Source organism: Paenibacillus sp. GYB003, from assembly GCF_036577625.1.
Classification (GTDB): Bacteria; Bacillota; Bacilli; order Paenibacillales; family NBRC-103111; genus Paenibacillus_AB.
In genome coordinates, this window is record NZ_JARBDC010000093.1 from 1 (window position 1) to 12,442 (window position 12,442).

The 12,442-nt window shown below is 60.0% G+C and carries 12 protein-coding genes; 7 read left to right on the plus strand and 5 right to left on the minus strand.

Annotated features, from left to right (window positions below; all coding sequences use genetic code 11):
* Positions 1-808 precede the first annotated feature (808 nt).
* From metG to PV407_RS29330, 3 genes are all read right to left on the minus strand, one after another.
* Positions 809-2,794 (minus strand): methionine--tRNA ligase, encoded by a 1,986-nt coding sequence (gene metG / locus PV407_RS29320; protein ID WP_332093567.1) that lies wholly within the window; start codon positions 2,792-2,794, stop codon positions 809-811.
* Between the two features lie 371 nt (positions 2,795-3,165).
* Positions 3,166-3,459, minus strand: a complete 294-nt coding sequence (gene yidD, locus PV407_RS29325) for a membrane protein insertion efficiency factor YidD (protein ID WP_332093568.1) — start codon at positions 3,457-3,459, stop codon at positions 3,166-3,168.
* A 221-nt stretch (positions 3,460-3,680) separates the two neighbouring features.
* Entirely contained in the window at positions 3,681-4,670 is a 990-nt protein-coding gene (locus PV407_RS29330; RefSeq protein WP_332093569.1) for an ABC transporter substrate-binding protein, read from the minus strand.
* A 217-nt stretch (positions 4,671-4,887) separates the two neighbouring features.
* On the opposite strand from PV407_RS29330, the gene PV407_RS29335 reads away from it, so the two are divergent.
* The 4 genes from PV407_RS29335 (at position 4,888) to PV407_RS29350 (ending at position 8,682) form a co-directional block, all read left to right on the plus strand.
* A complete protein-coding gene (locus PV407_RS29335; RefSeq protein ID WP_332093570.1) occupies positions 4,888-5,898 on the plus strand; it encodes a FecCD family ABC transporter permease in 1,011 nt (336 codons plus the stop codon).
* Complete coding sequence (locus PV407_RS29340) at positions 5,895-6,932, plus strand: FecCD family ABC transporter permease (protein ID WP_332093571.1); 1,038 nt, start codon at positions 5,895-5,897, stop codon at positions 6,930-6,932. Before PV407_RS29335 ends, PV407_RS29340 begins: the two co-directional genes overlap by 4 nt.
* 38 nt (positions 6,933-6,970) lie before the next feature.
* The gene (locus PV407_RS29345) at positions 6,971-7,792 is read left to right on the plus strand and encodes an ABC transporter ATP-binding protein (protein WP_332093572.1); all 822 of its coding nucleotides are present in this window, start codon (positions 6,971-6,973) and stop codon (positions 7,790-7,792) included.
* Between the two features lie 125 nt (positions 7,793-7,917).
* Positions 7,918-8,682 carry a class I SAM-dependent methyltransferase gene (locus PV407_RS29350; protein ID WP_442951724.1) on the plus strand — a complete coding sequence of 255 codons (765 nt, stop codon included), beginning with the start codon at positions 7,918-7,920 and terminating at the stop codon, positions 8,680-8,682.
* 70 nt (positions 8,683-8,752) lie between these two features.
* Here PV407_RS29350 and PV407_RS29355 read toward each other — a convergent pair whose 3' ends face one another.
* Together PV407_RS29355 and PV407_RS29360 are read right to left on the minus strand one after the other, a co-directional pair.
* The gene (locus PV407_RS29355) at positions 8,753-10,105 is read right to left on the minus strand and encodes a sensor histidine kinase (protein ID WP_332093573.1); all 1,353 of its coding nucleotides are present in this window, start codon (positions 10,103-10,105) and stop codon (positions 8,753-8,755) included.
* The gene (locus PV407_RS29360; protein WP_332093574.1) at positions 10,102-10,788 is read right to left on the minus strand and encodes a response regulator transcription factor; all 687 of its coding nucleotides are present in this window, start codon (positions 10,786-10,788) and stop codon (positions 10,102-10,104) included. Before PV407_RS29360 ends, PV407_RS29355 begins: the two co-directional genes overlap by 4 nt.
* 233 nt (positions 10,789-11,021) lie before the next feature.
* Between PV407_RS29360 and PV407_RS29365 the strand changes: the two genes are divergently transcribed.
* The 3 genes from PV407_RS29365 (at position 11,022) to PV407_RS29375 (ending at position 12,341) form a co-directional block, all read left to right on the plus strand.
* A complete protein-coding gene (locus PV407_RS29365; RefSeq protein WP_332093575.1) occupies positions 11,022-11,432 on the plus strand; it encodes a DUF6220 domain-containing protein in 411 nt (136 codons plus the stop codon).
* 51 nt (positions 11,433-11,483) lie between these two features.
* Entirely contained in the window at positions 11,484-11,684 is a 201-nt protein-coding gene (locus PV407_RS29370; RefSeq protein ID WP_332093576.1) for a DUF5957 family protein, read from the plus strand.
* 168 nt (positions 11,685-11,852) lie between these two features.
* Positions 11,853-12,341 (plus strand): hypothetical protein, encoded by a 489-nt coding sequence (locus tag PV407_RS29375; protein ID WP_332093577.1) that lies wholly within the window; start codon positions 11,853-11,855, stop codon positions 12,339-12,341.
* The last annotated feature ends 101 nt before the right edge of the window (positions 12,342-12,442 follow it).

Consider the following 12,442-nt stretch of genomic DNA (forward strand, 5'->3'; position numbering starts at 1 on the left):
CAAGAGGCTCTGTATTCCCAGCACAACACCTATCATGAGGCCTTCTGGTGACGGGCGGCCTCCACACTACAAAAAGTGACATTTTTACTGCTCAGTTAAGGTGACATTTTCACAGACGCTTGACACCGAAACTTTATCCGGACTCGATTATTCGAGAAGGCTGGAGTGCCAAATCCCGTTCCGGACCAAGAACAAAACCGCTGGAAAAGCACGCTCCGCCGAACCCTTTTTACTCGTGCGCATACCCGCCGGGCTCTCGCGAGCCGCCTTCGACTTCACATCGCAACGTTCCTCTCTTTGCTGTCCTTAGGCTAACGAACCCGACAATCGTTATCGTTGCCGAAAGCGGACGTTTGAATTTGTTTACGAACTCCGGTATCGCTATTGCCGGCAAAACGTATCGCTTTCTTCCACATTCAGCTCCATAGCGATGCCTGGATTCGTTAAAGTCGAAAAACGGTCGTTTTTCCCCAAATAAGCATCAACCGATTCGTTAGCCATCGTCCCGGTCCCGTCCGGTCGCCGGGGTGCGGCTGATTGTGGGAAACGAATGAAATAGAGGGACATGAATCGGACAATGGGTCATAGTTACGTCATCGTCTTGCCGCATCCCCAACCGTCCGCAAACGGAACGGAAAAGGTTACAAGTATATGGACATCTGTTCGCGGACGAAATAGCGGTAGAAATTCCGTTTTTCGAAAAGCCGGGCCATGTAACTCGCGCATCCGCGAATGGATTCCGCAATAGCGCGAAAAAACGCCCCCGCCGGCGGTTGCCGGACGCGGAGGCGTCTACGAAACGTCGAGCTTATTTCACGATCGCCCCGACCGGAATATCTTCGGCGACCGACGCCAGCGTCAGCTTGTCGCCTTCCGACGCGGCGAGTATCATCCCTTGCGACAGCTCGCCGCGCAGCTTGACCGGCTTCAAATTGGCGACCACGATCACCTTTCGGCCGACCAGCGCGTCCGGCGCGTAAAATTTCGCGATGCCGGAGACGACCTGGCGCTTCTCGTAGCCGAGATCGAGCTGCAGCTTCAGCAGCTTGTCGGCGCCTTTGACCGGCTCCGCGGCGATGACTTGGGCGACGCGCAGCTCCACCTTCATGAACTCGTCGATGCCGATCTCGTCCAGCCGCGGTGCGGCGGGCTCCTGCGCCTTCTCCGCCGCGGAGCCGCCTTTGGGCGCTTCGGCCGCCGGGGCCGGGGCCGTACCGCCCATCGATTCGATCAGATAGGCGATTTCCGGCTGCGCGTCCAGCCTCGGGAACAGCGTATCGCCCTTTCTCACCTTCGTTCCCGCGGGCAGCAAACCGAACGTACGAACGCTGTCCCATTCGGTCAGACGTCCGTCGCCGCCGATTCCGAGCTGCTCCCATATTTTGCGCGGCGTCCGGGTCATGAAAGGCTGCAGCAGCACCGAGACGATCCGGATCGATTCGGCCAAATGGTACAGCGCCGAGCCGAGCCGCGGTCGGGCCGCTTCGTCTTTGGCGAGCGCCCAAGGCTGCGTTTCGTCGATATATTTGTTCGTCCGGCCGATCAGCTGCCAGACGGAGGCGAGCGCCACGGAAAACTCCAGCTTCTCCATCGCCTCCTCCATTTTGTCGACCGTCTGCATGGCCAGCTCGCGCAGCGGCGCGTCGTATTCGGTGGCGCCTTCGACCATCGGCTGGATCTCGCCGCCGAAATATTTGTCGATCATGACGACGGTCCGGTTGAGCAGGTTGCCGAGGTCGTTGGCCAAATCGAAGTTGATCCGCTCGATAAACCCTTCCGGCGTAAAGACGCCGTCCTGCCCGAACGGCACGTCGCGCAGCAGGAAATAACGAAGCGCGTCAAGTCCGTACCGCTCGATCAGCAGCACCGGATCGATGACGTTGCCTTTCGATTTCGACATTTTCCCTTCCTTCGTCAAAAACCAGCCGTGCGCGAACACTTTTTTCGGCAGCGGCAGGTCGAGCGCCATCAGCATGATCGGCCAATAAATCGTGTGGAAGCGGATAATATCTTTCCCGACCAGATGAACGTCGGCCGGCCAAAACGAACGGAATTTGGCGTCGTCCGACATATAGCCGAGCGCCGTAATGTAATTGGAGAGCGCGTCGATCCATACGTAGATGACGTGCTCCGGATGGCCCGGAATCTTGATCCCCCAATCGAACGTATTGCGGGATACGGCCAAATCTTCAAGCCCCTGCTTGACGAAGCTGATCATCTCGTTGCGTCGCGTCTCGGGCTGGATGAAATCCGGGTTTTCCTCGTAATAGCGCAGCAGCCGGTCGGCGTATTTGCCGAGCCGCAAAAAATAGTTTTGCTCCTTCACTTTCTCGACCGGGCGCCCGCAATCCGGACATTTGCCGTCGACGAGCTGGCGCTCCAGCACGTACGATTCGCACGGCGTGCAGTACCAGCCTTCGTATTCGCCCAAATAAATGTCGTCCTGGGCGAGCAGCCGTTCGAATATTTGCTGCACGACTTTCGTATGGCGCTCCTCCGTCGTGCGGATAAAGTCGTCGTACGAAATGTCCAGCTTGCTCCACAGCGCCTTGATCCCGGTCACGATCCCGTCGACGAACGTTTGCGGCGAAACGCCTTTCTCGGCCGCCTTGCGCTCGATCTTTTGCCCGTGCTCGTCCGTTCCCGTCAAATAGACGACATCGTAGCCGCGCAGCCGCTTGTAGCGCGCCATGGCGTCCCCGGCGACCGTCGTGTAGGCGTGGCCGATATGCAGCTTGTCGCTCGGATAGTAGATCGGGGTCGTCAAGTAATACGTTTTGTTGCGTTCGCTCATGATACTCGGCTCCTTCGTTCGATTTCTTCGGTTTGCTGCTGCAAGAAAACAAAAAACTCCCGTCCTCATGGGACGAGAGTCGAATGCTCACGCGGTACCACCCAAATTCCCCCGCCGACGATGCATGCGGCGGAGCTTTAGCCAAGTCCGTTCGGACTTGCTCCCGTAACGAGGGCGTGCGTCGCGGTCTGACGCGGCCGATAACGGACGGCCGGCTCGACGGCGATTCCTCCCGGACCATATTCCGCGGCGCTTCTATGCCGGCTTTCACCCGACCCGGCTCTCTGCGATAAAAACGGTACGCGTACTCATCCGTTCAATGGAAATCGTTATGAAGTTACCCCTATTCTATGCAAACCGGCCGCGCCGTGTCAAGTCGCCCGCTCCGTGCCGGACGAACGGTCTTCCGCGCGCGGCGGCACCGGATCGAAGCCGCCCGGATGAAACGGGTGGCATTTGCAAATCCGCTTCACCGCCATCCAGCTTCCTTTCGCCGGCCCGTAGACGTCGATCGCCTCCAGCGCATACGCCGAGCAGCTCGGATAAAACCGGCAAGTCGGCGGCTTGAGCGGGGAAATCCATTTCCGGTAAAAGCGGATCGGGAGCTGCAGCGCCCGGCGGGCGACGCGGGCGCCGTCCGGCTTTGCGTTCGGTTGTTCCTCCATCGCCGAACCTACCTCCGTCCGTTCGCATCTTTACCGTAATGATAGCACAACATGCGTCGGAAGAACAAAAGAGCCCGCCCCGCACGGACGCAAGGACGCAAGGTCGCCCGAACGCATGAACGGATGAACGGACGCGCGTCGTCGCTTCGGCGAACCGGAGCTTCCGGCGCACAAAAAAACGGCCGCGAATGGTCGCAGCCGCCTTTCCAAGAAAAAATCCGTCATTTCGGCACTTCGAATACGCGGTACAAATCGTCGATAAGCAAATTCGCCGCCTTCACGCCGCCCGCCGTATTCCAGATCGTATCGTTCACTTTGAACGCCTTCTTGTTTTTTACGACGTTCAAGTTGTTCCACAGCGGATCCTTCACCCAGTCCTCTTCCATCTTCGAAGCTTTTCCGTCGCCGGTTTCGTACGTGAAGTAGAATAAAATGTCGCCTTCCATGTCCGGGATCCGTTCTTTCGTAACGTCGTCCGCGAACGTGTCTTTGTTTTGCTTGTCCGGGCGGGCGATTCCCGCTTGCTTGAAAATGACGCCGGCGAACGTATCGTTGTAGTATATACGCGCCGTGGCCGGCATGAACCGGACGAGCGACACTTTCTGCTTGAGCTTGTCCCCGGCTTTCGTCTTGAAATCCGCCAGCCGCTTGTCGAAGTCGGCGAGCACTTTGTCGCCTTCGGCTTTTTTGCCGACCGCCTCGGCGTAAAGCTTGAAGTTCACTTTCCAGTCGCCGCGCAGCTCGGCCGAATAAACGGTCGGCGCGATTTTGGACAGCTGGTCGTATACTTTCTCGATCCGCATTTTGTTGCCGATAATGAGGTCCGGCTTCAGCGCGGCGATTTCTTCGATATTCGGCTGGCTTTCGGTGCCGACGTTTTTCACGCCCTGCATCTCGTTTTTGATGTGGTCGTACCACGGGTCGCCGACCCACGATTTGACCGCGCCGACCGGCTTGATGCCGAGCGCCAGCAGCGCTTCGGTCCCTTCGTTCGTCAAAATGACGACGCGCTGCGGCGGCTTCGGAATCGGCGTTTCGCCCATCGCGTGTTTTACCGTATAAGCGGTGCTCGTCCCCGGAGCGGCTCCGGAAGCGCCGCCTGCGGGCGACGGTTCCGCCGCCTTGTTGTCCGAGCAGCCTGCAAGTATGACTCCGGCTCCGAATACGGCCGTCAAAATAACGGATCCGAGCCGGCTTTTGATTTTCGACATTCGCTATTCCCCCTCGATGTATGTATAATCACTCGCTGTCGATGTCGTGAGAATGATTATCATTTCCAGACTCAAATGTTACACATTGTCGAAGTCGTTGTCAATATCGATTTTTTCAGTGAGAATGAATATCAAATTCATTGACAGAAAGAAGCCGATCCCCTACACTGTTTCATGTAACCTACATCTCGCACGCATCTAAAGAAAGAGGATTTATATGCAATCCGTTTTGAACGGCGCGGCCTGGAAGCTGACCGGCCTCGCGGCCGCCCTTCTGCTGCTCGCCTTCGCGCTGTACGCCAGCATCGTTTACGGCGTCATCGGCACGAGCTGGCGAACGGCCGTCGACGCTTACTTTCATTATAACGGCTCGAACGAGCATATCGCGATCCGGCAGCTGCGCGTCCCGCGCGCGCTGATCGCCGCCGCCGTCGGCGCGAGCCTCGGCATCGCCGGGACGCTGCTGCAGGCGCTGACGAAAAACCCGCTCGCCGATCTCGGCCTGATGGGCATCAATTCCGGCGCAGGCCTCGCGATCGTATGCGCGGTCACCTTTTTCTCGGTCAGCTCGCTTCGTGATTATACGTGGATCGCTTTCATCGGAGCGATTGCCAGCGGGATCGTCGTCTACATACTCGGTTCCGCCGGCAGGGACGGCTTGTCCCCGCTCAAGGTGACGCTCGCCGGAGCGGCCGTCACCGCGCTCGCTTCGTCGATGATACACGCCTTGCTGCTTGCGAACAAACGCAATATGGAGGAAGTGCTGTACTGGCTCGCCGGCTCCGTTCAGGGCCGCAGCCTCTCCCTGCTGGGCGACGTGTTCCCGTACATGGCCGCGGCGTGGCTCGGAGCGTTCGCGATAGCCGGTCCGATGAATACGCTGCTGCTCGGCGACGACGTCGCCAAAGGGCTCGGCCAACGCACCGCGCTCGTCAAGGCGGCGGCCGGAGCGATCGTCATGACGCTGTGCGCGACGTCGGTCGCCGTCGCCGGGCCGATCGCCTTTATCGGGCTCGTCACGCCGCACCTGTGCCGCTACCTGATCGGCGGCGACATTCGCTGGATGACCGTCTACTCCGCGTTCGTCGGAGCGATTCTGCTCATCGCCGCCGATATCGCCGGCCGGTTCGCGGCGATGCCCGGCGAAATGCCGATCGGCGTCATGACCGCCCTGATCGGAACGCCCTTCTTCATCTATGTCGCGCGCAAGGGATGGTCGGGCAAATGAGCAAATATATTTCCGTACGGATTAAAGCGCTTCGCGCTTCCGGTCTGATGGAAAAGCGGACGCTGATCGCCGTCGCCGTTCTCGTCGTCGTATCGTTTGCAGCGGTCGTCGCGAGCGCCGCGATCGGCTCGCTGCGGATCAACCCGCTATCCGTCGTCCGGATTTTGTTCGGCGGCGGCGACCAGGCCGAAGCGACGGTCGTGCTCCAGTTTCGGATGCCGCGAATCGTCGTCTCCTTTTTGGTCGGCATGCTGCTGGCGGCGTCCGGCGCCGTCCTGCAAAGCATGATCCGCAACCCGCTCGCCTCGCCGGACATTATGGGCATTACCGGCGGCGCTTCGGCGGCCGCGGTCGCCTACATTACGTTTTGGCCGCTGGCCAGCGTCCGGTTTTTGCCGCTCGCCGCCATGCTCGGGGCGCTGCTCGCGACGGCCGTCATTTACGTACTCGCCTGGAAGAAGGGCGTTTCCGCGATGCGGCTCGTCTTGATCGGCATCGGCATCGAAGCGGCGATGAAGGCGGCGACGACGCTCATGATCGTCCGCAGCGAGTTTTATTCGTCCAGCAAGGCGCTCACGTGGCTGACCGGCACCGTGTACGGCTCCAACTGGACGAACGTGCTCGTCCTTCTGCCGTGGACTGTCGTCATCGTGCCGCTCGCTTTCTTCATGGGCCGGACGCTCAACGTCCTGCAGCTCGGCGACGATACGGCCGCCGGCGCGGGCAGCCGCATCGACAGGGACCGGCTGCTGCTGCTCCTGCTGTGCGTCGGAGCGGCCGGAGCGGCGGTCGCCGTCGGCGGCGCGATCGGCTTCGTCGCCCTGCTGGCGCCGCATGCGGCGCGGAAGCTCGTCGGCTCGTCGTTCGGCGGTCTGCTGCCGGTGGCTGCGCTGCTCGGCGGCATTATCGTCGCCGCGGCCGACTTGATCGCGAGAACCGCGTTCGCTCCGCTCGATTTGCCGGTAGGCATTTTTACATCGCTCATCGGGGCGCCGTTTTTCCTGTATTTGCTGTATAAAAACCGCAACGCCTGACCGGCGTTTCCATATACTCAATCGGGGAGAGATTGTTGATGAAATCGATCGAGACGAAATCGCTCACGCTGTCGTACGGCGAGCAGCCGATTATCGAAAACCTCGACCTGTCGATTCCGAAAGGACAAATTACCGTACTGATCGGCGGCAACGGCTCGGGCAAATCGACGCTGCTCCGCTCGATGGCCCGTCTGCTGAAGCCGGACGACGGTGCGGTGCTGCTCGAAGGGGCGCCGATCGCCAAAATGTCCACCAAGGACGTCGCCAAGCAGCTGGCGATTTTGCCGCAAGGACCGACCGCTCCCGAAGGGTTGACCGTGCTGCAGCTCGTCAAGCAGGGCCGCTATCCGCATCAAAGCTGGCTGAAGCAATGGTCCGAGGAAGACGAGCGGATGGTGCGCCGCGCCCTGAAGGCGACCGGCATGGACGACCTGGCCGAGCGCGCCGTCGATTCGCTGTCCGGCGGCCAGCGGCAGCGCGCCTGGATCGCCATGACATTGGCGCAGGGGACGAAGACGATTTTGCTCGACGAACCGACGACCTATCTCGACCTGACCCATCAAATCGAAGTGCTCGACCTGCTGTTCGAGCTGAACGAGCTGGAAAACCGCACGATCGTCATGGTGCTGCACGACATCAATTTGGCGTGCCGGTATGCGCACCATATCGTCGCCGTCAAAGACAAAACCGTTTACGCCAGCGGCAGCCCGGAGCATATCGTAAACGAGCATCTGATCCGCCACGTGTTCGACATGGAATGCCGGGTCGTGCCGGACCCGATATTCGGAACGCCGACCTGCATTCCGCTCGGAAGAGGTCGGAGCGTCGCTTCCGGAGCGAAGGCGGGCGTATCCGCTTAAGGAGATTCGCCAATGAAATTGCCGATACCCGACATATAACTTCGGCTTCCCCGCATTAGAGGACCTCCCGGCGAACGGTCGGAACGACAAGGTTTCCGGACTCGATTCGTACAGGAGGTTTTGCCGTGACAACGGATAAACGATTTCGACAAATGCTGGCGAATATACGCAGGCATTCGTTCGCCGGATGGGATTTTTCGTATTTAACCGAGACCGGACGTATGGGAAGCGGGCCGCTTTCCTGGTCCTACGGCAGCATGGCCCTCCCCCTCGTCCGGGAAGCGAAGACGCTGCTGGACATGGGGACCGGGGGCGGAGAGCTGCTGTCCAAGCTCGCCCCGTTTCCCGAACGAACGTTCGCGACGGAATGCTATCCTCCCAACGTTCCGATCGCCCGAAAACGGCTGGAGCCGCTTGGCGCGGTCGTCGTGCCGGTCGAGAACGACGACGCTTTGCCGTTCGAAGACGGCCGATTCGATCTGATCTTGAATCGGCACGAATCCTACTCGGCGCGGGAAGTCAGAAGAATCGTCGCGGAGGACGGCCTGTTTCTCACGCAGCAATCCGGCGGGCTCGATTGCCGCGAAATCAACGCAGCGCTGGGCGTTCCGCTCAATCCCGAGTTTCAGCCGTGGGATTCGGACACGGCGGCGGCGGAGCTTGAGGCGAACGGCTTCGAGATTTTGATGCGGAAAGAGGAATTTCCGGTTCAGCGCTTTTTCGACATCGAATGTCTGCTATCGTACTTGTCGGCGATTCCGTGGCAGGTTCCCGGTTTCGCTCCCGAAGCGTACGCCGAATCGCTATACGACATCCATCGGAGCATGGAACGGAAAGGCTTTTTCGATGCGACTCAGCATCGCTTCATCCTGAAAGCCCGTCCGGTTTAACAAAGCGAGCCTTCCATATCGGAAGGCTCCTTTTCTTGCTGTAGTCAGCCGCGAATGGAATCGCCCCGCCTCATGCCCGAGGCAGCGTAACGGTGAACGTCGTCCCGAGCCCCGGGGCGCTTGCCGCCTCGATCGAGCCGCCGTGGGCCGATACGAACTCCTTCGCGATCGCCAGCCCGAGCCCCATGCCGCCTCCGTAACGCGTCCGCGCCTCCTCCGCCCGGTAAAACCGGTCGAACAGGAACGGCAAATGCTTGCTCTCGATCCCGATTCCGTTATCGGCGATCACGATTGTCACTTGGCCGCCCTTCCCGTTTCGGCCGGGCTGTTCCTCGACGACGATCCGAACCTTCCCGCCTTCCGGCGTATAGCGAACCGCGTTGACGAGCAAATTCAGAAACACCTGGGTCATCCGGTTCGGATCGACGTCCGCCAACGGTTGACCGTCCGTCCCGTCGATCGCCACCTTGATCCGCTTCGCTTCGGCGTCGGGGGCGATTCGCTCCGCGATCCGTTCCAGCAAGGCGCGCATATTCGTCGGATTCCGTTCGAGCGGCAGCTTTCGCGCCTCGGCCAGCGACAATTGATGCAGCTCGTCGACCATCCGCGTCAGGCGGATCAGGTCGTCCTGCAGCGGGAGCAAGCGTTCCGGCTCGACCGGCTCGCCGCGCTGCTGGAACAGATCCAGCTTGCCGCGAATGATCGTAAGCGGCGTCCGCAGCTCGTGCGCGACGTCGGCGACCAAATTTCGCCGCGCCTGCTCGGTGCGCAGCAGCTGGCCGGACATGGCGTTGAACGACTCGGCGACCGTTCCGAATTCGTCCTTCGCCGCCACCCGCGCCTGGATGCCCAGCTCGCCTTTCCCGAGCCGATCGAGCACGGGAATGAGCTGCCGCAGCGGCGCCGTAAGCCGCTTGGATACCAAATAGGCGACGATCAGCGAAACGCCGGCGATCACGATCGCGCCGACAAGAAGCAGAAACGTAACCGAGTGGCTGATCCCGATGCGCATGATCGAAACGGAGGCCGCCTCCGGGTCGTGATAATAGAGCAGACCTATCGTTTCGGCGCCCGCCTCCACGTCGGCGCGTATGCCCAACCGGTATACGGCTTCGTCGACGGCGTCTCCCGCCCCGAACAGCTTCCTGCCATCGGGCGACAGGAGCAAAATGGTGACGGTCGGGTTGCGCCGGATCATCTCGTTAACCGCCTCGGATTGTCCCACCCCGTCCCACGATTCGCCGTTTTGTTCGTAATAGGCGGCGAAAAGCCGCGACCATTCGCGGGTTTGTTCGCTTCTATCGATAATTTGCACATGCTCGAGAATCCCCTGCACGACGAACAGCGTCACCAGAACGAACAGGACGCTCATCGCGACGATGATCGAAGCCATCGCCGCAAACAGCTTCCTTCCGACGCTCATGTCCGGTCACCGAAACGGTAGCCGAAGCCGTACACGGTTTGAATATATCCGGGATTCGCCGGATCGTCCTCGATTTTTTTGCGAATCCGGCTAATATGGGCGTCCACCGTCCTCTCGTCGTTCAGCATGTCGTCTTCGAGAGCCGACTGGAGCAGCTGCAGCCTGCTGTATACGATGCCCGGCCTCGCGGCCAGCGTCAGCAGCATTTTGAACTCCGTCGGCGTCAGCTGAATTTCGCGCCCCCTTTTCCAAACGCGGCATTGCGACTCGGAAATCGACAGCTCCCCCCGTTCCAGCGTCTGCCCGGCCGCCTCGTAGCCGTCCATGCGACGCAAAACCGAACGGATTCGCGCCGCGAGCTCCCTCAGCGAAAACGGCTTGGTCAAATAATCGTCGGCCCCGACCTCCAGACCGATCACCTTGTCGCTTTCCTCGGCGCGGGCGGTAACCATAATGATGCCGACGCGGCTTATGCCCCGAAGCTCCCGGCAAACCTCGATGCCGCTCATCTCCGGCAGCATCCAGTCGAGCACCACGACGGAAGGCTTGGTTTCTTTCGCCTTGCGCAGCGCTTCTTTCCCCGTGCTCGCCGTGACCGTATGGAACCCTTCCTGGCGCAAAAAAGGCTCCATAAATTCCAGCACCTTTTGCTCGTCGTCCACAAGCAGCAGCGTATGATTCACGTTCGTTCCCCTCTTTCCGGCAGCCTCGTTTCCATTCATTATACATAGTCTTCGCCGGCAATAGGGAAAATTCACGGGAAACGCAAACGATCGCAACACGATCGCAACATGTTCGGCGAAAAGTTCAATGAAAGCGCAACGGTTCGTCAAAAGTTCGCAACATCGCTTTGCTACAATAGCCGGTATACAGCGACGATGCGATGCCGTCGCCATTCGAAGGAGGACGTATGATCGTGGAAACCAACCATGTCCAAAGCGGGCGCGTACCCGTCTCGCGCTATATATACCTCGGCTTGTCCTGGGGATTCGTCGCCTGCATCGTCGTTCAAGCGTTCATCGCCGGCATGGCCGTATTCGGCGATCCGGCGCAGTGGCACAGCCACGTCGTCTTCGTGCATCTGTTCGAGTATATCCCGCTGCTCATGCTTCTGTTCGCTTTCATCGGAAAGCTGCCGGCCGCGCCGAAATGGCAAAGCTTCGGACTGTTTCTGCTCGTTTTCTCGCAATACATGACGGCCAACTTGCCCGGCGCGGGTGCGCTGCATCCCGTCGTCGCGGTCGCGCTGTTCGGGCTGTCGGTATCGGTCGCGAGACGCGCCGCCGGCTTTTGCGCGAAGTCCGCGGAAACGGGCGCAAGCCGGTGAGCTTACCCGGATGGACCGGGCGAAACGATCTTCGTGACGGAGGTGATTGCCGTGAAGACGCTGCTTGTCGTTTTATTCGGCTTGATCGGCGGATACGTATTCGGAATCGTGTTGTCCGAAATCGTCGGCATCGTCAGCTTTTTGTTGTTCGACCGTCCGGTCGGCATCAAGTATTTCCCGTTCGTGCTCGCCGCGCTTTGCGCCGTCGTCGGAGTCGTTGCGGTTCGGCGCAGGACGGGATCGGCCAAATGAATCGGATCGAAGCATACGAACGCCCGCCCGCTCGAGTCAAGGATCGAGCGGGCGGGCGTTTTCTTTGTGATGCAGCCAAAGATCGAACAAAAACCCGTTCCCGTTACGAAAGCTTATAGAAGGCAGTCGAAAAACGGATGCCGATACGACCGGAAAGGATGCGTCCAAATGAACCGACATACGATCACGGAACAGCATATGATTCAGGAGGCGGCGCTGTTTCAAGCGATTTATCCGGTATTCATCGAAGAGGTCGACCGGATCGAAGCGACCCGCGGCAAGCTGAGCGAATTTCAGCTGATGCGCGCGGCCGCCTGCTCGAAAGACGTTATGGGCAACCTGAGCTGGGAACGCCGCCAAACGGTAAACGCCATCTTTGAAGCATATATCGAAATTTATCGGAAATACGGACGGGAGAGCGCGGACGAATGGGTCGTTTTGACGTTCGGCAGCAGCCGCAAGGCGATCGTCGAACGCGGACGCAAGTTCGCCGGGGAACGGCCGCAGACCGGCGACCCGAACGTGGAGTCGAGAATCGAGGAGCTGTCCCGGCTTTTGCTCGAGAAGGAAGCCGAGCTGCTGTGGATCCATCGCGAGCTGAACCTGCTGCAGGGCATGATCGCCCCCGGCCCGAAACCCGAAGACGGCGCCGAATGACTCCGAATCCCCGCAGCTTCGCCGCCGCCCGGCCGGCTCCCTTCATGCGGCAAGCGCGACTCCGAACGAAAAAACGCCCCGAACCCGGACGGGACGGAGCG

Excerpts from the sequence above, each read along its gene's own strand:
- metG (WP_332093567.1), bottom strand. The coding sequence starts at position 2,794 with ATGAGCGAACGCAACAAAACGTATTACTTGACGACCCCGATCTACTAT.
- yidD (WP_332093568.1), bottom strand. The coding sequence starts at position 3,459 with ATGGAGGAACAACCGAACGCAAAGCCGGACGGCGCCCGCGTCGCCCGC.
- PV407_RS29330 (WP_332093569.1), bottom strand. The coding sequence starts at position 4,670 with ATGTCGAAAATCAAAAGCCGGCTCGGATCCGTTATTTTGACGGCCGTA.
- PV407_RS29335 (WP_332093570.1), top strand. The coding sequence starts at position 4,888 with ATGCAATCCGTTTTGAACGGCGCGGCCTGGAAGCTGACCGGCCTCGCG.
- PV407_RS29340 (WP_332093571.1), top strand. The coding sequence starts at position 5,895 with ATGAGCAAATATATTTCCGTACGGATTAAAGCGCTTCGCGCTTCCGGT.
- PV407_RS29345 (WP_332093572.1), top strand. The coding sequence starts at position 6,971 with ATGAAATCGATCGAGACGAAATCGCTCACGCTGTCGTACGGCGAGCAG.
- PV407_RS29355 (WP_332093573.1), bottom strand. The coding sequence starts at position 10,105 with ATGAGCGTCGGAAGGAAGCTGTTTGCGGCGATGGCTTCGATCATCGTC.
- PV407_RS29375 (WP_332093577.1), top strand. The coding sequence starts at position 11,853 with ATGAACCGACATACGATCACGGAACAGCATATGATTCAGGAGGCGGCG.